Origin of the sequence: Brevundimonas sp., assembly GCF_030704825.1 — a bacterium.
Lineage (GTDB): Bacteria > Pseudomonadota > Alphaproteobacteria > Caulobacterales > Caulobacteraceae > Brevundimonas.
In genome coordinates this window covers 287,915-311,160 of the sequence record NZ_JAUYNX010000014.1, presented here as the reverse complement: position 1 = coordinate 311,160, position 23,246 = coordinate 287,915, and the positions used below count along the sequence as shown (strand labels likewise).

At 67.6% G+C, this 23,246-nt stretch carries 13 protein-coding genes; 8 read left to right on the top strand and 5 right to left on the bottom strand.

The window, feature by feature from the left end:
• Positions 1-123: 123 nt before the first annotated feature.
• From Q8Q71_RS06895 to Q8Q71_RS06885, 3 genes are read left to right on the top strand one after another with little or no spacing between them, the layout of a single operon-like run.
• Entirely contained in the window at positions 124-2,385 is a 2,262-nt protein-coding gene (locus Q8Q71_RS06895; RefSeq protein WP_305758889.1) for a xyloglucanase, read from the top strand.
• An 11-nt stretch (positions 2,386-2,396) separates the two neighbouring features.
• Positions 2,397-4,058, top strand: a complete 1,662-nt coding sequence (locus Q8Q71_RS06890) for an alpha-L-fucosidase (protein ID WP_305758888.1) — start codon at positions 2,397-2,399, stop codon at positions 4,056-4,058.
• Between the two features lie 11 nt (positions 4,059-4,069).
• On the top strand, positions 4,070-4,708 hold the full coding sequence (locus Q8Q71_RS06885) for a hypothetical protein (RefSeq protein WP_305758887.1): 639 nt from the start codon (positions 4,070-4,072) through the stop codon (positions 4,706-4,708).
• Between the two features lie 72 nt (positions 4,709-4,780).
• On the opposite strand, the gene Q8Q71_RS06880 is transcribed toward Q8Q71_RS06885, so the two are convergent.
• From Q8Q71_RS06880 to Q8Q71_RS06865, 4 genes are all read right to left on the bottom strand, one after another.
• The gene (locus Q8Q71_RS06880) at positions 4,781-6,757 is read right to left on the bottom strand and encodes a sialate O-acetylesterase (protein ID WP_305758886.1); all 1,977 of its coding nucleotides are present in this window, start codon (positions 6,755-6,757) and stop codon (positions 4,781-4,783) included.
• 22 nt (positions 6,758-6,779) lie between these two features.
• Complete coding sequence (locus tag Q8Q71_RS06875; RefSeq protein WP_305758885.1) at positions 6,780-9,707, bottom strand: TIM-barrel domain-containing protein; 2,928 nt, start codon at positions 9,705-9,707, stop codon at positions 6,780-6,782.
• 37 nt (positions 9,708-9,744) lie between these two features.
• On the bottom strand, positions 9,745-11,397 hold the full coding sequence (locus Q8Q71_RS06870; protein WP_305758884.1) for a DUF5597 domain-containing protein: 1,653 nt from the start codon (positions 11,395-11,397) through the stop codon (positions 9,745-9,747).
• A 70-nt stretch (positions 11,398-11,467) separates the two neighbouring features.
• On the bottom strand, positions 11,468-14,338 hold the full coding sequence (locus tag Q8Q71_RS06865) for a TonB-dependent receptor (RefSeq protein ID WP_305758883.1): 2,871 nt from the start codon (positions 14,336-14,338) through the stop codon (positions 11,468-11,470).
• Between the two features lie 352 nt (positions 14,339-14,690).
• Here Q8Q71_RS06865 and Q8Q71_RS06860 point away from each other — a divergent pair, with 352 nt between their 5' ends.
• From Q8Q71_RS06860 to Q8Q71_RS06850, 3 genes are read left to right on the top strand one after another with little or no spacing between them, the layout of a single operon-like run.
• Entirely contained in the window at positions 14,691-16,208 is a 1,518-nt protein-coding gene (locus tag Q8Q71_RS06860) for a tryptophan halogenase family protein (protein ID WP_305758882.1), read from the top strand.
• Between the two features lie 17 nt (positions 16,209-16,225).
• Positions 16,226-17,746, top strand: coding sequence for a tryptophan halogenase family protein (locus tag Q8Q71_RS06855; RefSeq protein ID WP_305758881.1), 1,521 nt, complete (start codon positions 16,226-16,228; stop codon positions 17,744-17,746).
• 13 nt (positions 17,747-17,759) lie between these two features.
• The gene (locus Q8Q71_RS06850; RefSeq protein ID WP_305758880.1) at positions 17,760-19,730 is read left to right on the top strand and encodes a glycoside hydrolase family 97 protein; all 1,971 of its coding nucleotides are present in this window, start codon (positions 17,760-17,762) and stop codon (positions 19,728-19,730) included.
• A 54-nt stretch (positions 19,731-19,784) separates the two neighbouring features.
• On the opposite strand, the gene Q8Q71_RS06845 is transcribed toward Q8Q71_RS06850, so the two are convergent.
• A complete protein-coding gene (locus tag Q8Q71_RS06845) occupies positions 19,785-21,374 on the bottom strand; it encodes a sodium/sugar symporter (RefSeq protein ID WP_305758879.1) in 1,590 nt (529 codons plus the stop codon).
• A 178-nt stretch (positions 21,375-21,552) separates the two neighbouring features.
• Here Q8Q71_RS06845 and Q8Q71_RS06840 point away from each other — a divergent pair, with 178 nt between their 5' ends.
• Together Q8Q71_RS06840 and Q8Q71_RS06835 are read left to right on the top strand one after the other, a co-directional pair.
• Entirely contained in the window at positions 21,553-22,326 is a 774-nt protein-coding gene (locus Q8Q71_RS06840; protein ID WP_305758878.1) for an IclR family transcriptional regulator, read from the top strand.
• A 168-nt stretch (positions 22,327-22,494) separates the two neighbouring features.
• Complete coding sequence (locus Q8Q71_RS06835; RefSeq protein ID WP_305758877.1) at positions 22,495-23,244, top strand: SDR family NAD(P)-dependent oxidoreductase; 750 nt, start codon at positions 22,495-22,497, stop codon at positions 23,242-23,244.
• Positions 23,245-23,246: the final 2 nt, after the last annotated feature.

Below are 23,246 nucleotides of genomic sequence, written 5' to 3'. Positions count from 1 at the left end.
CCCTCATTTTTACCTGTGCAAGCTTGATGCACAGGTGACAATGCTGTCAACTGCATTCTAGATAGCGCTACCATTTCACGAGCGGGCGGATCAACCGCCCCTGAACGGGGAGATCGGCCGGGCATGCGTCAAGGCCTGAACAGGCGCGAAGCCGGCGCGGCGCTGCTGGCCGCGGGCGCTCCCGGGGCGTTCCGCGCGCGGGTCGTCGAGGCCCCGTCCTACGTCTGGCGAAACGTCAAGGTCGGCGCGGGCGGCTTCATCCCGGGCGTCGTCTTCAGTCGCGTCGAAAAGGGTCTGGCCTACGCCCGCTCGGACATGGGCGGAGCGTATCGGTGGGATTCCGACCCGGGCCGCTGGGTTCCGCTGCAGGACTCCAACCCGATCGGAAGCGATTTCGGCGTGGAGAGCATCGCCCCCGATCCCGTCGACCCGGACATCGTCCACGCCGCCGTCGGCGTCAGCCGCCGCGAACCCGGGGCCATGTTGCGCTCCGCCGATCGGGGCGAGACCTGGATCCGCACGCCCGTTCCCTTCCGGATGGGAGGCAACGAGGACGGACGCGGGCTGGGGGAACGACTGGCGATCGACCCCAACGACAATCGCATCCTCTATTTCGGATCGCGCCACGACGGCCTGCAGCGCAGCACCGACCGCGGCGCCCGCTGGGAACAAGTCGACAGCTTTCCCGTGCGCGGCCAAGGGCTGACGCCGGGCGGACCGACCCATCCGGGGCTGAGCTTCGTCGTGTTCGATCCGGCCAGTGGAGCGCCAGGCGCGCCCACGCCGAGGCTGTTCGTCGGCGTGGCCGATCCGGACGGATCCCGCCTCTATCGCTCGGAGGACGCGGGGCGGACCTGGGCGGCGGTCCCGGGCGGTCCGGAAGCCGAATTCTCCGCCGCCAAGGCCGAACTGGATGCGCGCGGCGTCCTCTATCTGACCTGCACGCTGGGCGTAGGCCCGAACGGCGTCACCGACGGTCAGGTCTGGCGGCTCGACACCCGCACCGGCGAGTGGCGCGACATCAGCCCGCCACGGCCGCTGGGCGGCTTCATGGGCCTGGCGGTGGACCGCCAGCACCCCGGCGTGCTGATGGTCTCGACCCTCAACCGCTGGCAGCCCGGAGACACCCTGTGGCGCAGCACGGACGACGGCCGCAGCTGGACCAGCCTTCGCGAACAGGCCCGGCACGATGTCACAGCCACTCCATTTCTGAACTGGGGCAATGACAAGCCCGATTTCGGCTGGTGGATCGCCGCCCTGGCCATCGATCCGTTCGACCCGGACCGGGCCGTCTACGCCACCGGCGCGACCGTCTACGCCACAGCCAATCTGACGGAAGCCGATCATGGCCGCCCGACCGACTGGGCGCCGTGGGTCGAGGGTATCGAACAGACGGCCGTCATCACCCTGGTCAGCCCCCCGGCCGGCCCCGCCCTGCTGACCGGATTCGGCGACATCTCGGGGTTCGCGCATGAGGATCTGACCCGGTCGCCGACCCTTCAGTTCACCACCCCGGTGTTCGCCAACACCAACCAGATCGACTACGCCGGTCGCGCGCCGCACGTGGTGGTGCGCAGCGGCACGCCGCATGAGGGCGTCGGCTCCGAAGGGCATGACGGCGCGACTCTCGCCTGGTCCGATGACCATGGCCGCAGCTGGAAATCCCTGGGCCGTCCACGGCCGGCCGGCGCGGCCGAGGCGTCGTCCAACCCTCGCATGGACCTTTACCGCGACGCGCCGATCACCGTCACGGCGGATGGGTCGGCCTTCGTCCTGGCGACGCCCCAGGCGATGGTTTCGCGCGACCGGGGCGTCAGCTGGCGCCCCGTCCAGGGCCTGCCTCCGATGCTGCGGCCGGTCCCGGACCGGGCGGACCCCCTGCTACTCTATGCGCTGGATTTCGATACGGGCGGCTGGTTCGTCAGCATCGATGGCGCCGCCAGCTTCGCCCCGGTGTCATGCCGCGGCCTGCCCGCCGATCTGGCGCGCGACCGGCCGACGTGGCGCGAACAGGCCTGGCCGCTGAAGGCGACGCCGGGTCGCGACGGCGATCTCTGGTTCGTCTCCCGGTCCGGTCTGTTCCACTCCATCGACGCCGGTCAGAGCTTCGGGCGGGTGGACGGCGACCTCCGGGTCGAGATGATGGATTTCGGCAAGGCCCCGCCCGGCGAGACCTGGCCGTCATTGGTGGCCATCGGCGTGCGGGGCGACGTCCGCGGCGTGTTCCGGTCCGACGACCGCGGCCGCTCCTGGCTGCGGGTCAATGACGCCGCGCACGAATACGGCCGCCGCTTCCGCGCCATCGCCGGGGATCCGCGGATCTTCGGCCGGGTCTATGTCGCCACCGACGGCCGCGGCGTTGTCTATGGAGAGCCGACGTCATGAAGGAACCGCCCATGATCGATCTGTCCCGCCGCCGCATGCTGCAGGCCGGCATGGCCGCGCCTCTCTTGCCCGCTCTCCAGGGGTGCGCCACGGCAACGCCCGGCGGCGGCCCCGCCGCCGGGCCCTTCCAGCCGAGTTGGGAGTCGCTGATCGCCGGCTACCGGACGCCCGACTGGTTCCGAGACGCCAAGCTGGGCATCTGGGCCCACTGGGGCCCGCAATGCCAGCCCGAGCGCGGCGACTGGTACGGGCGCCAGATGTACATCCAGGGCAACCCGTACTACGAGCACCACGTCCGCACCTACGGCCACCCGACCGAGGTCGGGTTCATGGAGATCATGAACCAGTGGAAGGCCGACAACTGGGACCCCGAAGGCCTGCTGGACCTCTATCAGGCGGCCGGCGCCAAATACGTGATGGCCATGGCCCAGCATCACGACAATCTCGACCTGTTCGAGTCCAGCCATCCGTGGAACAGCCTGCGGGTCGGGCCGAAGCGCGACATCGTCGGGACATGGGAGAAGCTGGTCCGGGCCCGCGGCCTGCGCTTCGGGGTCAGCAATCACGGGGCCCACGCCTGGCACTGGTGGCAGACCGCCTACGGCTATGACGCCGAGGGGCCTCTGGCCGGTCGCCGCTACGACGCGGCGCGGCTGACGAAGGCGGACGGCGTCGGCAAATGGTGGGAGGGGCTGGATCCGCAGGAGCTCTACACGGGTCCGACCTTCGCGCCGCCGGACGGCATCGCCTCGATCGAGGCCATGAACGCCTGGCATGACGCGCGCGACGGGCAGTGGCTAGAGACGGTCCCGGAGAACAATCCCGCCTTCGTCTGCTCCTGGGTAACGCGCCAGCGCGAACTGGTCGACCGCTACAGGCCGGACATGGTCTATTTCGACAACCATGGCCTGCCCCTGGGCCAGCACGGACTGGACGCCACGGCGTACTACTACAACGCCTCGCTGGGCTGGCGCGGCGAGCTGCCGGTCGTCAACGGCAAGCGGCTGACCCCGGAGAAGCGGCGCGGCGTCGTCGAGACCTTCGAGCGCGGTTTCACCGACGCCCTGATGCCCGAGCCGTGGCAGACCGACACCTGCATCGGCGACTGGCATTACAACCGGGCCCGCTACACCGACCACAGCTACGTGCCCGCGAAGGCGGTGATCCAGCGTCTGTGCGACGTGGTCAGCAAGAACGGCAACCTGCTGCTGAACATCCCGATGCGCGGGGACGGCTCCATCGACAGCGACGAACGCGCCATCCTGGCTGAGATGGCGGCGTGGATCGCGGTCAACGGGGAGGCGATCTTCGCTAGCCGGCCGTGGGCGATCTACGGCGAGGGGCCGACGGCGGTGAACACCGGCAACCAGAACGAAGAGCATGCGCGGCCGTGGACGGCGCAGGACATCCGTTTCACCACCCGCGGCGGCGTGCTCTACGCCATCGCGCTGGACTGGCCCGAAGACGGGCGGGTGAATATCCGCAGTCTGGGCGCCGCGGCTCTGGCCGGCCGGCGCGTTGAGCGGGTCGAGATGGTCGGCGCCGACGCCCCGCTGATTTTCCGTCAAACCGACGACGCACTGTCCATCACCCTGCCCGGGCGCCGCGCCACGGCGTTCGTTCCGGCCTTCCGGATCCGGGGGACGGATCTGGTTCCGGCCCGGATGTCGTGAGGAGAATGTCGATGCACAAACTGCCCTGTGCGGCTCTCGCCGCGGTTTTCACCGTCCACGCCCCGGCCGTCGCGATGAGCCAGACAGCCGAACCGGCCGCCGCCGCCCCCGCCCCGCGGCCCATGAGCGATTTCCTGGTCAACCGGCCCCACGTGCCCAACTGGACCATCTGGGGCCTGCCGAACGGGCCCGAGTTGCGGAACGATCCGGGCGTCACCGGCGGACAGGCCCTGAGGGTGGTCGTGCCGGGACAGGTCGATCCGTGGGCGATCGGGGGCGTCATGCCCGCAAACGCCGAGATCAGGACCGGCGACGTCGTTCTGCTGGCGGTCTGGCTGCGCGCCGTTCCGGCGGAGGGGGCAGGTGAGGCCTCGGCGCGGATCTCCCTGCTCAAGCTGGAACAGAAGGACGTGCCGGACGGGACCATCGCCGGGGCCTCCGACGTCGAGGTCGGCGCGCGCTGGCAGATGGTCTACGCCTCGGGCGTGGCCACGAAAGACTACGCTGCCGACCAGACGGTCATCGCCGTCCTTCTGGCGGCCAGACCGCAGACGATCGACGTCGGTCCGGCCCTGCTGTTCAATCTCGGCCCGGGTTTCGACACCGCCCGCCTGCCCCGCAACCTCCCGCGGTCGTCCGCCGCGCCATAGGGACCACCCTCCTCCGCACGCGGGCCGGGCAGCGGATCTGGCGCGAGCGCACCCCGCTCCACTTTGCTGATCCTATCGCGGACGGGTCACCGGCAGGTCGAACGGAACCGCCGGCAGGCCCGCATCGCCGTACAGGTTGCAGACCGGACTGTCGGCCCAGCAGAAGCGGACCGTCGTCGCATCGGGGACATCGGCGGCGTCCAGCACCACCGTCGCGCCGTCGACGCGCGCATCGACGAACCGGCAGCCGGCCGCGCCGCACAGCTCGAAGCCGACCGGCCGCGACGCGCCATAGACAACCAGGCCCTGCCCGACACGATCGAAGCTGACCGTCACGACCTCGCCCGTAATCCGGGCGTCGCGCGGCGACGGGGACGCCGGAACGCCTTCCTCGCCATGGGCCACGGCCCGGGCGGCGAGCGCCAGCCGGCGGCCGACCTCCTGCTTGTTGGTCGGATGGATGTCGTAGCGGTCGCCGATGTCGATCGCGACCGCCAGTCCTGCGTTCCCGTCGGCCTCGACCACCTCGCGCTGGATTTCACGCAGCGCCGCCCATGCGGAGTCGGTGGGCGCCGACGTCGCCGGCCCGAAATTCGCCAGTTGGACCGCGAAGAACGGCAGATCCTCATTGTCGAAGCGATCGCGCCAGTCGGCGAACAACCCATGGAGCAACCGACGATAGCCTTCCGGATCCCCGACATTGGACTCGCCCTGGTACCAGGCGACTCCGGCCAGGCCGTAGCCCTCGAGAGGCTCGATCATGCCGTTGGACAAGGTCGTCACGCCGCTGCCGCCGATCCACGGCGTGCGCGGAAGGTTGCCCAGTTCGGAGATCGGGGCCGCCACCCGCCGACGCCATGGGTCGGCGAGGCTCACGACCGACCCGTCCGCGAGGGTCAGCGTCTTCTCGGCGGCCGGACCCCAGAGACCGCCGCCGCCGCCAGTGTCGAGCACGCCCACGGCGATGAGGTTGCGGCCTTCATGGAGCACGCCAGCCGGCACGGAATAGGTCCGAGGCGTATCCCAGCCTTCACGACCGCCGATCTTGCGGCCGTTGATCCAAGTGGTGTCGACGTCGTCCACCGGGCCCAGCCGCAGGGTCGCCTCGCCCGCCGCCTGGGCCGCCGTCAGGGTCACGGTGGTGCGATGCCAGATCACCCCGTTGAACATCATCAGCTCGGGCGATGAGCTTTCCCAGAAGCCCTCGGGCGCAGCTGTGGGCCAGCTGGAATCGTCGTAGGCCGGGCTGTACCAGGGCGTCGACCCGGCCGAACCGGGATCGTTGTCACGCCACCACCGGTCGCTCGTCTCGGCCCAGATCCTGCGCCCTTCTTCCGGCGAGCGGGCGTAGACGGCCAGGGTGTCCAGGGAAAGGTCGTAGCCGCCGATCCGACGAAGCGCCGGCTCGCTCAGCCAGTCCTCGATCACCGATCCGCCCCAGGAGGCGGCGATCAGGCCGACCGGCACGTTCTGCGACCGGCGCAACTGCTTGCCCATAAAGAAGCAGGTCGCCGAAAAATCACGGACGCTTTCCGGACCGGAGACGCGCCACACGCTGCCTGGCTCCATCGCATCCGTCGCCGACGGGCGGCTGGAACGGCCGACGAGGAGCAGTCTCAGTTGCGGGTCCGCCGAAGCGCCGATCTCCGTGTCCGCATTGGTCACGCTGCGCACGCCGAACTCCATGTTCGACTGCCCCGAGCAGAGCCAGACGTCGCCGATCAGCAGATCGGTGAGAACCTGGGTCCGGCCATCCTGCGCCACGCTCAGCTCATGAGGTCCGCCAGCGGGGAGCGCTGGCAGGACCGCCCGCCAGCGCCCTTCGGCGTCGGCGCGCGCCGCAACCGTGGTCCCGGCGAGGGTCACGGCCAGCTGCGAGTCCGGCGCCGCCCGGCCCCAGACGGCGATGGGCCGGTCGCGTTGCAGCACGGCGTGATCCTGGAACACGTCGGCCAGCAGGGGGCTCGTCGGCGACGTTTGCGCCAGGACGCCCGTCGCCGCGCCGGCCAGCACCACCGCCAGCCCGGCGGCCTTCAGGAACTGCTTCATCTACGCCTCGCCTTGATGCACCTCAGGGGCGGGAGACCTGTACGGCCTGCCCGCTATATTCGACCGTCCGCGCCGGAGCCGCGTCGAAATCGACCGCCGCCGCCGTCGGTCCGTCGATCCAGCGGATGTGGAAGGTCCGGTTCGCGGGCATGCCCGGATAGGTTCCGCTGCGCGCGCCGATGGTCAGGACGCCGCGAGCCTGGTCCCACGCCATCGGAATGCGCGAGAACTCGCCGCGCTCATAGCCATAGGTCGTTCCGGCGTCGTCGTAGAGCTCGAATGAGCCGTCGGCGCCGGCATAGACGGTCAGGGTGATCGGCCCATCCAGCTTCTCGGCGGTGTGCTGGATCTGCGGTCCCGTCGGCAGGATCGAACCGGCCCGCACGAACAGCGGGATCCGCTCCAGCGGCGCCTGGACGGTGGCTTCCGAACCGCCCGCGAATTTGCGGCCGGTGTAGAGGTCGAACCAGTCCGCGCCGGTCGGGAACCAGACCGACCGCTCGCGCGCCTGATACCTGTGCACCGGGGCGACCATGATCGCGGGCCCGAAGAGATACTGGTCGTTGACGTCGCGCCCGCGGACGTCCTGCGGGAAGTCCATGGCGAGGGCGCGCATGATCGTGCCATCCCTGTGCCAGGTGTCTCCGGCCAGGGTGTAGATATAGGGCATCAGCCGATAGCGCAGACGCATCTGGGCGGCGAAGGCGTCATACAGATCTCCGTCCGGCTCGGCGAGGTTGTAGACCTCGCGCAGCGGGAACTCGCCGTGTGAGCGGAACACCGGCGAGAAGGCGCCGAACTGGAACCAGCGCAGCTGCAGCTCGTCCCATTCGGCCCTGTCCTCGGGCTTCATCTGCGGGGCCTGATAGCGCGCCTCGACCGAGAAACCGCCGATATCGTGCGTCCAGTTCGGGATCCCCGACAGGCCGGCGTTGACCCCGGCCGAGATCTGCTCGCCCAGATTGTCCCAGCGCGCCACCACGTCGCCCGACCACAGGGTCGAGCCAGTACGCTGCAGACCGCCCCAGGCCGAGCGGGTCAGGATATAGGTCCGGGTGTCCGGCTGCTCCGCCCGGAAGCGCTGGTAGACGGTCTCGGCGTTGACCAGCGGATACGAGTTGAACACCAGGGCCCCCGGGCCCGCCGCGGTCGGCCCCATGCGCAGGGTGCGTTCCGCAATGTCGAGGTTGGAGTGCATGTCCGGCTCGACCGAATCCAGCCACCAGCCGTCGAAGCCCATGCCCCTGAAGCTGTCGCTGATCTGGCGCCAGTACAGGTCCCGCGCCGCCGGCAGATAGGGATCGTAGAAGCTGTTGGCGTAGCCGGGGCCGACCCAGTCGCGGGCGCCGGCCTCGACGTTGCGAGTATACATGCCGCCGATCGCCGCGAGTTCCCTGTAGTGATCGGTCGTCGGATAGAATTTCGGCCACACCGAGATGATGATGTTGGCGTCCATGTCGTGGACGTCCTTGACCATCTGCGTCGGGTTCGGGAAGCGCGCCGGATCGAAGTCGTGCGATCCCCAGGCGTTCTCGGGCCAGTAGAACCAGTCCTGCACCACGTTGTCGATCGGCAGGCCGAGCTCGCGATAGCGGCGCACCGTGTCCACCACCTCGGTCTGGGTGTTGTAGCGCTGGCGGCTCTGCCAGAAACCATAGGCCCAGCGCGGCAGCATCACGGCCTTGCCGGTCAGCCCTCGATAGCCGGATATGACCTCGTCCAGATCGTCGCCGCCGACGAAATAATAGTCGACGTCGTGGCCGGCCTGCGACCACAGCGACAGCGCCTGCCGGTCAGCCTCCGACTGCGGATCCAGGTGGCGAAGGGCGATGTAGCCGTCGCCGGGGATCCACTCGACCTTGATCGAGACCTGCCGGTTCGCCGGAAGCTCGACATCGAAATCGTGGAACCACGGGTTCCAGTTCTGACGCCAACGGTCGATCCGCAGTTCGCCGTCGATCCAGACCTTGGCGTAGCCCGAGGAATAGAGCTTGAACTTGTGCCGTCCGGCCGTGAAGGCCTCGATGGTGCCTTCCCAGACGACGCGCACGCCCTCCTGCCCTGCCCGGCCCATATCGCCGACCTGCACCGGCTGGGCCGGCTGGGCCTTGAGCCCCTCCGGCCAGCGTTGCTGGTCCCGGATGTATTCGTAGTTGATCTGGCCTTCCTGGCGCTGGACCCTGAGTTCGTCGCCCTGGAAATAGCTGGCGGTCAGACCGCCGAACCGGCCGGTCGCGTCCCGCACGGTCAGCCGCTCATCCAGCATGCCGTAGGGGCGCGGGTCGCCGAAGCGGGTGATGGAATTGTTGTCCCAAAGCAGACCGTAGCCCCCGGTCGAGGCGACGAACGGAACGCCGACATCCATGTTGTGCTGGGCCAGTTCGACGTCATGGCCGCGATAGTTGAGCACCCCCTGCTGGTGCTGGCCGAGGCCGTAGATGGCGTCGTCCGCCGCCGGCTCGAACACCTGACGCACCGTCTCGAAGCGGTGGGCTCCGGTCTGGTCCTCGACAATGATCGGATCGATCTCGCGGCCGTTCGCGCGTTCCGCCAGGATCACCTCGCCGGCGTTGTCGAGGAAACGCACCGCCCCCGTCTCGAGCGACACCTCGGCGGTGACCTCCGCCGCGCGGACCAGAACCAGATCGCCCCGGGTCTCGACGTCGAAGCCCTGGGTCACCGGCTCGGCCGTGACCATCAGGCTGGCCGGCGCCTCGAAGCTGGCGTCGGGGGAGGCCGTGACGCGGATTGTCCGCGGCCCGAACACCTGAAGGCGCACGGCCCGCGCCTCGCCCGAACGTGGCGTGACGATGACGCCATCCGGCTGGCGCCGCACGAGCGAGTCGGCGACCACGTCCGGCGATCCGCCCGGAAAGGAGGCGCAGGCCCCGAGGGCGAGCAGGGCCGCCGCCAGGGCGGCGGAAGCCAGGTGACGGGACTTGGACGGCATGGGGCGGACTCCGCTCTCTTGGGGCGATCGGATCAAATCAATAGGTCGCGGTGACAACGCGCAGCAGCCATGGCTGGTCGGTGAAGTTGAGGCCGTAGTCGGTCTGGTCGCCGTTCCAGATGCGCTCGAACACCCAGGTCCCCGCCTCGTCAAAATGACCTTCCTCGACGCGCAGCACCATGCGGCGCTTGCCGTCGGTCGAGGGCTTGGCGTTGAAGTCGACCCGGGCGTAATGGCCGGCGACGATGAACTCGCCCGGCGCGATCCGCGCGATCACCGCGCCGCCGTTCGGCGTCTCTCTCCCGGGCACCTCGGCCAACGGGCCGAGCCAGGTCCATTCCGGCTGGCCGAACTGCCAACGGCGATAGCCGACCGTGGCCGTCCATTCGCCGAGATCCAGGGTTTGCGATGACCGGTCGTCGGGCTCGGAAACGCCCCACACCTGACTTTCGAAGGCCAACCGGGCCCAGACCCGCTGCCATGGGGCGATCAGGCGATAGGCGTCGCGCAGTGGGGTCAGGGTCTTTTCGGTGACCGCCTGCGAGCCCAGCGGGTAGTTGGCGTAGCCGGTGTAGTCGATGCCGAACGGCGAATATCCGATGCCGCCCCGTCCCAGGACGGTGAACAGGTAGCGGGCGTACATGGCGTCGTTGCCCGTCTCGGCGACGAACAGGGCGTTGTCGGGCCGCGCGTATCGGCCAAGGTGCGCCTCATAGTTGACCGAGCCTCGCTCGTAGATGTCAGGCGACAGGATATCGATCGCCGGGGCCGCGGCCTTCCACACGTCCATCACGTTCCAGGTCGGACCGCCCGAGGCGTAGCTTGAAGGCGCCTGATGGTTCACCGGATCCCGCAGGGCGGCGTTGACGTACATCGGCAGCGGGTACTCGGCCTTTCCGGCCGCGGCGACCTCGCCGACGTAGGAGCCGATGGCCCAGGCGTGGAAGAATTCGTCCGCGTCGCCGCCGAACACCTGCGCCCAAGTGCCGGGCGATTTGCCCATCCGCTCCAGCAATGCGGGCGGAACGGGCCCGTCGAACAACGCCTGGGCGGCCGGGCCGTAGTCGCGGACCGAGCCATAGGTGCCGGTCTCATTCTCGGGCTGGACCATGATGACAGTGCGGTCCCGGCTGTCGATCCGGCGCAGGTGGGCCATCAGGGCGGCGAAGGCGCGCTTGTCCGCCTCCAGCGTGTTCCGCGAATGCGGCGACAGGGCGTAGGAGCTGGAGCCGTCCCGGGTGACCAGGAGCGGAAACCGCTCCGGGTTCAGCTTGACCCAGGCCGGCGCGTATTTGGGGGCGGTGTTTTTCCAGGTGGCGAACCACAGCAGAACCAGACGCACCTCGTTGCGCCGTGCCTCCTCCACCAGATGATCGACGAAGGAGAAGTCGAACTGGCCCTCGACCGGCTCGATCTGCTCCCAGGCGATGGGAACCTGGACCGTGTTGGCGCCGACGAAATGAACCGCGGGCCAGGCCCTGGCCAACGGGGCGGGATAGTTCGAAGAGTTGTTGACCTGGGCGCCGAGGATCGTAAAGGGCGCGCCGTCGACAATCAGGGCGTGACGATCGTCCTGTTCGACCAGTCGCGGAATGGGCTGCTGGGCGGCGGCGATCCCCGCTGTAGCCGTCAGGGCGCACAAGGCCGCCGCAACGGACACCCACCATCGACCGATGTGCGAACCGCGCATCGCTATCCTCCAACCCACTCGGAAACAGAAAGGGGACGATCCACCCGGATCGCCCCCCTGTCACGTTCGATCAGAACGCGGCGCGCAGGACGATGGCGACGCGGCGGTCCGTATCGACCCAGTTGTACGGCGGCTTGCGGGTCTCGTTGCCGACCTTCAGCACCGTCCGTTCGTTCAGGATGTTGGTCGACTGGATGCCGATCTTCAGATCATCAGTGATGTTGTAGAAGATCGACCCGTCCAGCTGGCCGAAGTCGGAGGCCCACACGGGGGCGTTGATGTTCGCCGCCGAGGTGGTCAGCAGGTACTCTTCACGCCAGTTGTAGGCCAGCCGCGCGGAGAAGCCGTATTTCTCATACAGCGCCGCGATATTGTAGCTGGTGCGCGACATGCCCTCGAGCGGCAGGGCCGCGGCCGCGCCGCTGTTTTGCTGCGGGTCGAGGATGTTCTGGCTGGTGTTCCGCCCGCCGCTGCTGTCGATGTAGGTGAAGTTGCCCTGCAGGCCGAAGCCGCTGAGGAAGCCGGGCAGGAAGTCGTAGAACTGCTGGTAGGCGAGCTCGAACCCGTCGACCGTGCCTTCGTCGCCATTGACGTAGCGGGTCAGCAGGAAGTCGTAGGTGACGCCGTTGTTGGTGAAGCTTTGCGTCTGCGTACCGGTGAAGATGTAGTCGGTGATGTCCTTGTGGAACGCCGCCAGCGTCAGGCTGCCGGTCGGCGCGAAATACCATTCCAGGCTGACGTCGTAGTTCGTCGCCTTGATGGGATCGAGCGTCGGATTGCCCCCGGTGCCGGTGAACGGCGCCACGTCGTCCAGGGTATAGCCGTCGGCCTCGAAGTTGATCGACAGGTTGGTGAACGGCTGCAGTTGGTACATCTCGGGCCGCACCATGGCGCGGGACACCGCGAAGCGTGCCTGCAGATCCTCGGCGAGGAAGACGCGCAAGTTAAAGCTGGGCAGCACCTCGGTGTAGCTGTGATCGATCGGAAGCCCGTCCAGTGACCCCCCGGTCGCGAAGGCGCGGGCCTGGTTGAAGGCCGTGCAGTCCGCGGCCGGGAAGAGCGGCGGCGGGCAGGCCCCGTTGATGGTCGGCAGAGTGGTGATGGACTGGGTGGAGGTGTTGGTCTGAACCACGCGGAGGCCGACGTTGCCGTCGAAGCTCCGGCCGAACAGGGCGTCCTCGGCGCCAAAGCGGGCGAAGACGTAGCCCGCCCGGGTCTCTTCGGTCAGTTCCGTGATGCCGCCGTTGCCGCCGCCGAGGCGATAGCTTTCGAAGTCATCCGACAGCGGCGTCCAGCCCCAGCCCGAGCTCTCCGTATTCCTCAGGATGTCATAAGCGTAGGCGGTGCCCTGGTTGATCAGGCTTTCGGCGGGGAACCAGGCGACGCCCGGCACCGGCGCGTCGCCGCGGAAGAAGTTGTCGAAGCTGTACAGCACCGACGAGGCCGGCAGGCGCGGATCCTGCGTGCCGCCCGGATAGCCGGTGTCGTCCAGATAAACCACGGCGCCGCCGCCGTTGCCCCAGTACTGGTTGGACAACAGGCCCCAGTTATAGCCGGTCTGGCGGTTGATGTAGTTCTTCTCGGTCGCGCGGGCGCCGAAGGCGACGGACCTGAAGAAGGCGCCTTCCTCGTTGTCGTACCGCACATCGAAGCGGCCGCTGAGTTCGTCGGCCTCGTTGTCCTCGATGTGGTCCATCGCGGCCGCCCACCAATAGGCCGACTGGTCGGTCGGGGTGCCCCCGGTCGAGGTGAGGGTCGGCAGGTCGCCGCCGATGGTGATCTCCAGATTGGGGCGGTTGGCCAGCTGCGTGAAGGCCGTCATCGAGTAGATCTCGGCCGTCGACTTCACGTACTGCAGATCGCCGCTGAACGACCAGGGCGAATCGGGCGTGTACTGGAAGCTCAACGCCACGTCGCCGGTGCGCTTGGTGTCATCGCCAACCCGCGTGTCGGTGTTGTAGTTGGCGTTGGGGACGCTGCCGCCGGTGAAGACGTCATCGTCATTGTAGGTGTAGGTGGTGTTCGGCGACAGAACGCTCTCGGTGCCGAGCGCGTACTCGACGTTGTAGGCGTCGGCCTGCGAACCCAGCGCCTGCAGGGTGATCAACAGGTCGTCATTGGGCCGCCACTGGGCCGCCAGGGCGATCGCCGTGCGGTTCTGCTCCCAGTCGATGGTCCGCCAGCCCAGATATTTCGGAATATAGACGGTATCGCCAGCGACACGGCCATCCGACGCGTTCCCCGCGTTCAGAACGACCGGATCGTAGCGGTCCACCGAGATCGAGTCGGTCCGGTTGCCGACGTTCCCGATGCTGACGTTGGCCAGCAGGCCGATTTCGCCGATTCCGGTCTCCCAGCGGTCGGACGCCAGGACGCTGCCTGACCAGAAGCCACGCTCGGACAGGTCGCCATAGTTATAGTCGGTGTTGAACGAGATCAGCGAGTCGGTGCTGTCGAAGGGTACGCGAGTGCGCAGGTTGATGGTGCCGGCGATGCCGCCTTCGATCATGTTTGCGGCGACGTTCTTGTAGACGTCGACACCCGCCAGCAGGTCCGCCGAAACGTCCTCGAAGCTCAGGCCCCGGCCGTTCGAGGCGGAGAAGATGTCGCGCCCGTTGGTTTCGGACCGCACCCAGGACAGGCCGCGCACGAAGACGCCGCCGCCCTCGGCCGCCAGACGGGCCGGGTCGCGAGCCGCATTGGTGCGCTGGAGCGTCACGCCCGAGATGCGCTGCAGCGCCTCGGACACCGAACGGTCAGGAAGGGCGCCGATGTCCACCGCTGTCACCGAATCGACGATGACCTCGGAGTTCTGCTTGATCGCCTGGGCCGTACGCAACTGGGCGCGAATGCCCGTGACAACGACTTCGTCGATTTCCGCGACTTCTTCCTCGTCCGGCTCCTGGGCCACCGCCACGGACGGCAGGGCGAGCGCGCCCATGGAAAGCATCGAGACACTGCACAGCAACGCAAACCGATTCGTACGATTGGTTCGAGACATAGGTCTCATCCTCCCCATCTGGGTCGCACCGGCCGCATTCTCGCGGTTCTCGCGGTGGGACGCCTCCCAAAATTTAGCGCTGACGACCCCGCCAGGGGGGCCTCGCACTTTTAAAGATGCACAAAGTTTCACATGATGAAAAGCGATTTCTGGTAGCGCTATCATCTCAATGGGGCAAAACTGAACGGAGTGTGTAATCCGGGCAACTGCTGTCGGGACGGTTCTCCGTCGGAATGACAGGCTGCCCGCGGCCAGCGATAACGAGAGGCGAAGCCTCCGGGGAGGAGTGGGAATGAGTCGATCGATCCGCCGTATTGTGATCGTCGGCGGCGGGTCCGCCGGCTGGATGGCGGCGGCCTCGCTGGCGCGTTCCTTTTCCCCCCGCCTCGCCTCCGGCGACCTCGGCATCACCGTGATCGAATCGACGGCGATCGGGATCGTCGGGGTCGGGGAAGCGACCATTCCCCCCATCCGGAACTTCAACTCGGCCCTGGGCATCGACGAGGCCGAATTCTTCAAACGCACCGAGGCGACGATCAAGCTCGGGATCGAGTTCCGGGACTGGTCGGGCGACGGCAGCCGATATTTCCACGGCTTCGGCGACTATGGCCCGCCGATCGACCGGCAGCCGGCGACACAACATCTGTTCCGCCTCAAGGGACTCGGCCTGATCGACGACCTCGAGCCGTGGTCCCTGCCCAGCGTGATGGCCGCGCAGAACCGCTTCGCGCCTCCGCTGCAGGATCCCCGTTCGGTCCTGTCGGCCTATTCCTATGCCTATCAGTTCGACGCCGCCCTCTACGCAGCCTTCCTGCGGTCCTACGCTGAGGACCTGGGCGTACGGCGTCTCGACCGCCGGATCACGGATGTTTCGCTGCGCGGGTCCGACGGCTTCATCGAGGCCGTGGTGCTGGAGGACGGCGAACGCCTGGAGGGCGATCTGTTCCTCGATTGCTCGGGCTTTCGCGGCCTGTTGATCGAGCAGGCCCTCAAGACCGGCTACGAGGACTGGACACACTGGCTCCCTTGCGACCGCGCGGTCGCCATGCCGTGCGCCTCGGCGGGCGAAACGACGCCCCTCACCCGGGCCACGGCGCGCGAGGCGGGCTGGCAATGGCGCATCCCGCTCCAGCACCGTACCGGCAACGGCTATGTCTATTCGTCGAACTTCGTCGACGACGACACGGCCATCGCTGACCTGAGAAGCCGGATGGACGGACCGGCGCTGGCCGAGCCCAACCTGCTTCGTTTCGTCACCGGCCGGCGACGGAAGGCCTGGAACCGCAACTGCGTGTCCCTGGGGCTGGCGAGCGGCTTCGTTGAGCCGCTGGAGTCGACCAGCATCAACATGGTCCAGACCGGCGTCGGCCGGCTGCTCGAGCTGTTCCCCGACCTCGATTTCGATCCGGTCCTGACAGACGAATACAATCGTCAAACGGCCCAGGAGATGGAGCGGGTGCGCGACTTCATCGTGCTGCACTACCATCTCGCCGGCCGGGAGGGCGCGCTCTGGGACCATTGCCGGACCATGAGCCTGCCTGACACCCTGACCTACAAGATCGCCCTGTTCCGCGCCCGGGGCGAGGTCGCCCTGACGGAACACGAGTCCTTTCGAGAGGCGAGCTGGACGGCGATCTTCACCGGTCTTGGCGTCTGGCCCGAGCGCTGGAGCCCCTTGACGGATCAGGTCCCCGCCGCGGTCACCCTTGAACGGATGCAGCGCCGCGCCGCCCTGATTCGCGAGGCGGCGGGGTCTCTCCCGCCGCATGACCGCTATCTCGCTGACCTCGCCCCCTCCGCCAAGCCCTGACGGCCCGGAACCGCCCCATGACCGCAAATCCCATTCGAAGCATCGTCATCGTCGGCGGCGGAACCGCCGGCTGGATGGCGGCGGCCGCCCTGTCCAAGGTGCTTCGGAACCATTGCCGGATCGAACTGATCGAGTCCGCCGAGATCGGAACGGTCGGCGTCGGCGAATCCACCATTCCGCCGATCATGCTTTTCAACGAACTTCTGGGCATCGATGAGAACGAGTTCGTTCGCCGGACCCAGGCCACCTTCAAACTGGGCATCGAGTTCCGGGACTGGACCCGCAAGGGCGACACCTACTTCCACCCCTTCGGCCAGTACGGCACGCGTATCGACGCCGCCGCCTTCCACCACTACTGGCTGCGCCTGAAGGAAGCCGGGCTCGATGACGACCTCGGGGCCTATTCCCTGACCACGCTCGCGGCCAGGCAGAACCGGTTCTCCCGACCGGTGCGCGACCCCCGCTCGCCGCTGTCCCAGATGACCTACGCCTTCCAGTTCGACGCCTCGCTCTATGCGCGCTACCTCGGCGAACTTGCCCGCGGACGCGGCGTCGTCCGCCGCGAGGGCAAGATCGTCGACGTCACGCTGCGCGAGCCTGACGGCTTCATTCAATCGGTGACGATGGAGTCCGGGGACGTCGTCGAGGGCGACCTGTTTATCGACTGCTCGGGATTCCGCGGCCTGTTGATCGAGCAGGCCCTGAAGACCGGCTACGAGGACTGGAGCCACTGGCTGCCCGCCGACCGCGCGGTGGCCATGCCCTGCGAGCATGGCGAAGCCGGCCTGACGCCCTACACGCGCGCCACGGCCCGCGAAGCCGGATGGCAGTGGCGAATTCCTCTCCAGCACCGGGTCGGCAACGGCTACGTCTACTGCAGCCAGTACATCAGCGACGACGAGGCCGTCGCGAAACTGACCGACAGCCTCGAGGGCCGTCCCCTCGCCGATCCCAATCTGCTTCGCTTCCGCACCGGCATGAGGAAGAAGGCCTGGAACCGCAATTGCCTGTCCCTGGGACTGGCCAGCGGATTTCTGGAGCCGCTGGAGTCGACCAGCATCCACCTTGTCCAGAGCGGCCTTTCCAAGTTCCTGCTGAACTTCCCCGACCGCGATTTCGCCCGGATCGAGATCGATCAGTACAACGCCCGCATGCGCTTCGAATACGAGCGGGTCCGGGACTTCATCGTTCTGCACTACCACGCCGTGGAACGGGATGATTCCGGGCTGTGGAATCAGGTACGGACCATGGCGATTCCGGAGTCCCTTCAGCGCAAGATCGACCTGTTCCGCGGCCACGGCCGCGTGTTCCGGGAAGACGAGGAATTATTCCAGGAGACCAGCTGGATCGCCGTCCTGATGGGCCAGGGCATCATCCCCGAACGCCATGATCCGTTGGCCGAAATTCCCGATCTGGAGGATCTGAGGCGCAGCCTCCACGGGATCCGCGACGCCTACGCCCGGACCGCCGCCGCCATGCCGAGCCAGGCCGAGTTCATCGATCGCAACTGCCGCGCCGGCCCGGTCGTCGCCGGATGACTGGAGACCAGCCATGACGTTGCGCACCATACTGCTGGCCGGAGCCGCGCTCCTGTCGGCTACATCGGCATCGGCCGAAGAACGGCTGAGGTCGCCGGGCGGACGCATCGAGGTCATCGTCGACCGCGCGGCCGATGACGGCTCGCCCACCTATGCGGTGGTGTACGAGGGCCGGCAGATTCTGGCCCCCTCCCGGCTGGGCCTTGATCTGGATCGTGGCGGCCCGATCGGCCCGAACATGGAGGTGACCGCTACCCATGTCCGGCAAGGGGAAGACCGGTATCGCCTGCTCGGCAAGACCGACGAGGTGCTCAAGCGCTACCAGGAACTGGCGCTGGACCTGACGGAAACCGGGGCGGTCGACACCGCGCCCCGATCGATGCGGCTGTTCTTTCGCGCCTACGACGACGGCGTCGCCTTCCGCTATGTCGTGCCGGCCGCCGGAAGCCAGGACGCGATCGGTTTACGCGGCGAGGCTACGCAATTCGCCTTTTCCGGAAACTACACCTGCTGGGGACTGAACCTCGGTCACTTCAACTCGGCCCACGAAGGCGAGTTCGATCCCGTCTCCTCTTCGCGCATCCGGGACCACAACGCCTATGACGCTCCGCTGGTCTGTGAGACCGCGCCGGGCGGCCCGGCTTTCGCGATAGCCGAGGCGGACCTGCGGAACTATGCCGCCCTTTATCTGGCGGGTCGCGGCGACGGCGGTCCCGGCGCGCAGATCAAATTGGCGTCGCGCCCCGATGATCCGTCGGTCAGGGTACGGACCCGGGTCGGATCGGACCTGACCACGCCATGGCGCGTGATCATGATCGGAGAACGCGCGGGCGACCTGATCGAATCCACCCTCATCACCGACCTGAACCCGGATCCGTCGTTCGACCCCGCATGGGTCAGGCCAGGCAAGGCGGCCTGGGACTGGTGGAACGGCGGCCGGATCGAAAGCGTGCCGAACTCCGGCATGAACACGGCCACCTTCATGGCCTTCATCGATTTCGCCGCCGCCAACGGCCTGCAGTACGTCATGATCGACGAGGGCTGGTATCAGGGTGCGGGCGGCGGCGGCGTGGTGCGGCCCGGCGCCGACGTTACGCGCCACGTGCCCGAGGTGGACGTCCCACGACTGGTCGCCTATGGCCGCGAGCGCGGGGTGGGCGTCCTCCTGTGGGTCAACTGGCGCGCGCTGGACCACCAGTTCGACGCGGCTCTTGACCAGTACCAGGCCTGGGGCGTGGCCGGGATCAAGGTCGATTTCATGGACCGCGACGACCAGCAGATGGTCGACTGGTTCCACCGCCTCCTCAGCCAGGCCGCGGAGCACCGGTTGCTGGTCGACCTGCACGGCGCCTATCACCCGACCGGCCTCGCGCGAACCTACCCCAACTACCTGACGCAGGAGGGGGTGCTCGGGGCCGAGTACAACAAGTGGAGCAGCCGGATCACGGCGACCCACAATGTCACCCTGCCCTATACCCGCATGCTGATCGGCCCGATGGACTATACGCCGGGCGGCTTCCGCAATGTGGCGCCCGGGGACTTCCAGTCCCGGTTCATCCTGCCCACGGTCCAGACCACGCGGGCGCATGGGCTGGCGATGTTCGTGGTCTATGACAGTCCCCTGACCGTCGTCGCGGACACGCCCGACGCCTATGCCGGACAGCCCGAGACGGCCTTCATCGGCGCCGTCCCGACGACGTGGGATGAAACCCGCTTCATCGCGGGGGAGATCGGCCAGTCGATCGTGCTGGCCCGCCGCAAGGGCCGCGACTGGTATGTCGGCGCCATGACCAACGAGGACGCGCGCCGCATCTCCGTGCCGCTGGAGTTCCTGGGGTCGGGCCGGTTCGCGGCCACGATCTACAGCGACGGGGCGAGGCCGACCGACGCCGATATCGAGACGCGCGCCGTCACGGCCGCCGACACCCTGTCGCTGGAGTTGAAGGGCAGCGGCGGAGCGGCGATTCGCCTCACGCCTCGGTGAGGCGGAAACGGCGACGCCCGCCGGGGCGTCGCCGCATCGGTCCGCGGGCCGTCCTCACCACCAGATGGCGTAGACCGCGATCAGGAACAGGATCACCCCCACGCCGGCGATGTTGAAGCCGGCCGAGGTCCTGTAGCTGACCCCGTCCAGCCGGATCTGCATCGTGCCCGCCTTTGGGGGCGACATCAGGGACACGATGACAGCGGCGGCCAGGGACAGGAGGAACACGACGCCGACCCGGTTCATGAACGGGAAGGCGAAGATGTCGAGGAACTGGAGCAACCAGAAGACCGCCGACAGCGCCACGGACAGGATCGCTCCGGTCAGCGCCCCGGCCTCGGACGCGCGGCTCCAGAACAGGCCAAGGATGAAGATCACCACGATGCCCGGCGTGAAGAAGCCCGTGAACTCCTGGATATACTGGAAGCCCTGTTCGAAATTGCCCAGCAGCGGCCGCGCCGTCAGGATGCCTATGACCATGGCGGCGACGGCGGCGATCCGGCCGACGAGGACCAGCTGACGATCCGAGGCCGCCTTGTTGGCCTTGGCGTAGAGGTCCAGCGTGAAGATGGTCGAGATCGAGTTCACCTTGGACGCCAGCGAGGCGACGATGGCGGCGATCAGGGCGGCGAAGACCAGACCCTTCAGACCGGCCGGCAGCAGGTTCATCATGGAGGCATAGGCCTGGTCGGTCGCCGGCTGTCCGGGCTGGCCCAGATTGGGCGCCAGCACCAGCGCGGCCATGCCGGGCAGGACCACGATGACCGGCATCAGCAGCTTCAGATAGGCGGCGAAGGCGATGCCTTTCTGGGCCTCGCCGATCGACCTGGCGGCCAGGGCGCGCTGGATGATGTACTGGTTGAAGCCCCAGTAGCTGATGTTCATGATCCACAGCCCGCCCAGCAGAACCGCGATTCCCGGGAGGTTCACGAACTGGGGATTGTCGGGCGACAGGATCATGTCGAACTTCTCGGGGAAGCGCGTCAGCAGCGTCTGGAAGCCGCCCAGCGCCCCGGCGTCGCCGCCGATCTGTCCGAGAGCGATATAGCCGATGATCAGTCCGCCCGCGACCAGGAGCATGACCTGGACGATGTCGGTCAGGGCCACGGCCTTGAGGCCGCCCCACAGCTGATAGGCCAGGGCGAACACGCCGATGGCGACGATGGCGTAGGTCTGATCCAGCCCGGTGACGCCGTTCACGGCCAGAGATCCCAGCCACAGGATCGAGGTCACGTTCACGAAGACGTAGAGCAGCAGCCAGAACACGGCCATGACATTGCGGATGGAAGGCCCGTACCGCTGCTGCAGGAACTGCGGCATGGTGACGATCTCGTTGCGCAGGAAGATCGGCAGGAAGTATTTCCCGACGATCAGCAGCGTCAGCGCCGCCATCCACTCGTACGAGGCGATGCCCAGGCCGATCACATAGCCGGACCCGCTCATGCCGATGATCTGTTCGGCCGAGATGTTGGCGGCGATCAGGGAGGCGCCGATGGCCCACCACGGCAGGTTCTTCGAGGCCAGGAAGTAGTCGGTGGAGGTTTTCCTGGCCCCGTCCTTGTCGCGCGACACCCACTGGGCCAGACCGAAGATGCAGACGGCGTAGATGGCGAGAATGACCAGGTCGATGGTCGCGAGCGTCATGAAAGCCTCCCCGGCGCGGCCCGTTCCGGGCTCGACCCAACGCTAGGTGACGAGGGCGCGACGGGCAACCCGTTTTCATATCTGATGCGATGCTTCATATGTGGCGGTGACGACCCCCTGCTTTCCGAAAGCGGCGACGCCCGCTAGTTTCGCCCCGCCAGAAGGACCCCCGGCGCCGATGACGCTTCAAGACGAGACAGACGATCGCAAGTACCGCGCCCCGGCGCTGGAGAAGGGCCTCGATGTCCTCGAACTGCTGTCGTCGCACGGCGAGCCGATGACGCCGTCGCAGATGTCGGGCGTGCTGGGCCGGTCGGTCAGCGAGCTGTTCCGCATGATCCAGGTGCTGGAGTTCCGCGGCTACATCGAGCCGTCGCCGGACGGCTACCGCCTGACCAATCGACTGTTCACTCTCGGCATGGCCCAGGCGCCCGTGAAGTCGCTGGTCGAGGCCGCCCTGCCGGTGATGCGCGAACTGGCCAATACGACCATCCAGTCCTGCCACCTCGTCGTGCTCTCGGGCGAACAGATCGTGGTGATAGCCCGCATCGAGGGACCGGGCGATCTCGGCTTCTCGGTACGCGTCGGCTATCGCCGCAACGTCATCGACGCCACCTCTGGTCTGATGTTCTATGGCTGCGCCCCCGCCGCCGCCAAGGCCGAGCTGCGGGAACGGCTGGTCGCCCGGTTCGGAGCGGCGCGCACCAACCGCTTCATCAAGGCGGCCGATGCGGCGGGAGCCAAGGGTTACGTCGAGCGGCCCAGCGACTTCGTCCGGGGCGTCACCGATCTGGTGGCGCCGATCATCGGCGCCGACGGCGTCATCGCGACCCTCATCTCCCCCTATATCGAACGCACGCCGCCAACGTGCGACATCGAGGTGGCGGTCAGCCACCTCCGGCGCGCCGCCGCAACGCTGTCGGGTGAGATGAGCGCCGCCTCCCAGGCCTGAATTCGCCCGCAGACATTGATTTTCCGCCGCCGGAGCGCGCGGTTGCGTTGACTTCGGCGGGCCGCGCGAGCATTTTCGCCGACGAATATCGCTTTCAGGAATGAAAGATCGGCCGCGAAGGCCGATGCAGGCCCGACGGGTCCGCCGAAGCAACAGTTCGGGGAGCGTATGGCCGCCATCTATTCCGACCTCGCGGGCGCCGTGGTCATCGTCACCGGCGGGGCCGGCGGCATCGGCGAGGCGATCACCCGGGCCTTCGTCGCCCAGGGCGCCCGCGTAGGCTTCCTCGACATCGACGCCGCGCGCGGCGCGAAACTGGAGACGGAATTGGGCGAAGCCGCCCTGTTCGTGCCCTGCGACCTGACCGACATCCCGGCCCTGAAGGCCGCCGTACAGATCGTGCGAGACCGCTTCGGCCCGATCGGCATCCTGATCAACAACGCCGCCCATGACGAGCGCCACGCGACGCTCGAGGTCACCGAGGCCTACTGGGACGGCCGGATGGCCGTGAACCTGAAGCACCAGTTCTTCGCCGCCCAGGCCGTGCTGCCGGACATGCAGGCGGCCGGCAAGGGCGCCATCGTCAATCTGGGCTCGACCTCGTGGGTGATCGGCCAGGGCGGGATGGCTGCCTATACGGCGTCCAAGTCCGCCGTACTGGGTCTGACACGCTCGCTGGCGCGCGACTTCGGCCAGCACGGGGTGCGGGTCAACGCCATCGCCCCGGGCTGGATCATGACCGAGCGCCAGCTCGAGCTGTGGGTCACCCCGGAGACCGAAAAAGAGATCTATGAGCGCCAGTGCCTCAAGCGCCGGCTGGTCCCCGACGACATCGCCCGCGTCGTCGTCTTCATGGCCTCCGACGAGGCCGGGGCCATCACCAATCAACATTACATCGTCGACGGCGGCTGGAACTAGAG

Coding starts and splice junctions, on each gene's coding strand:
- Q8Q71_RS06895 (WP_305758889.1), top strand. CDS start 124: ATGCGTCAAGGCCTGAACAGGCGCGAAGCCGGCGCGGCGCTGCTGGCC.
- Q8Q71_RS06890 (WP_305758888.1), top strand. CDS start 2,397: ATGATCGATCTGTCCCGCCGCCGCATGCTGCAGGCCGGCATGGCCGCG.
- Q8Q71_RS06885 (WP_305758887.1), top strand. CDS start 4,070: ATGCACAAACTGCCCTGTGCGGCTCTCGCCGCGGTTTTCACCGTCCAC.
- Q8Q71_RS06880 (WP_305758886.1), bottom strand. CDS start 6,757: ATGAAGCAGTTCCTGAAGGCCGCCGGGCTGGCGGTGGTGCTGGCCGGC.
- Q8Q71_RS06875 (WP_305758885.1), bottom strand. CDS start 9,707: ATGCCGTCCAAGTCCCGTCACCTGGCTTCCGCCGCCCTGGCGGCGGCC.
- Q8Q71_RS06870 (WP_305758884.1), bottom strand. CDS start 11,397: ATGCGCGGTTCGCACATCGGTCGATGGTGGGTGTCCGTTGCGGCGGCC.
- Q8Q71_RS06865 (WP_305758883.1), bottom strand. CDS start 14,338: ATGGGCGCGCTCGCCCTGCCGTCCGTGGCGGTGGCCCAGGAGCCGGAC.
- Q8Q71_RS06860 (WP_305758882.1), top strand. CDS start 14,691: ATGAGTCGATCGATCCGCCGTATTGTGATCGTCGGCGGCGGGTCCGCC.
- Q8Q71_RS06855 (WP_305758881.1), top strand. CDS start 16,226: ATGACCGCAAATCCCATTCGAAGCATCGTCATCGTCGGCGGCGGAACC.
- Q8Q71_RS06850 (WP_305758880.1), top strand. CDS start 17,760: ATGACGTTGCGCACCATACTGCTGGCCGGAGCCGCGCTCCTGTCGGCT.
- Q8Q71_RS06845 (WP_305758879.1), bottom strand. CDS start 21,374: ATGACGCTCGCGACCATCGACCTGGTCATTCTCGCCATCTACGCCGTC.
- Q8Q71_RS06840 (WP_305758878.1), top strand. CDS start 21,553: ATGACGCTTCAAGACGAGACAGACGATCGCAAGTACCGCGCCCCGGCG.
- Q8Q71_RS06835 (WP_305758877.1), top strand. CDS start 22,495: ATGGCCGCCATCTATTCCGACCTCGCGGGCGCCGTGGTCATCGTCACC.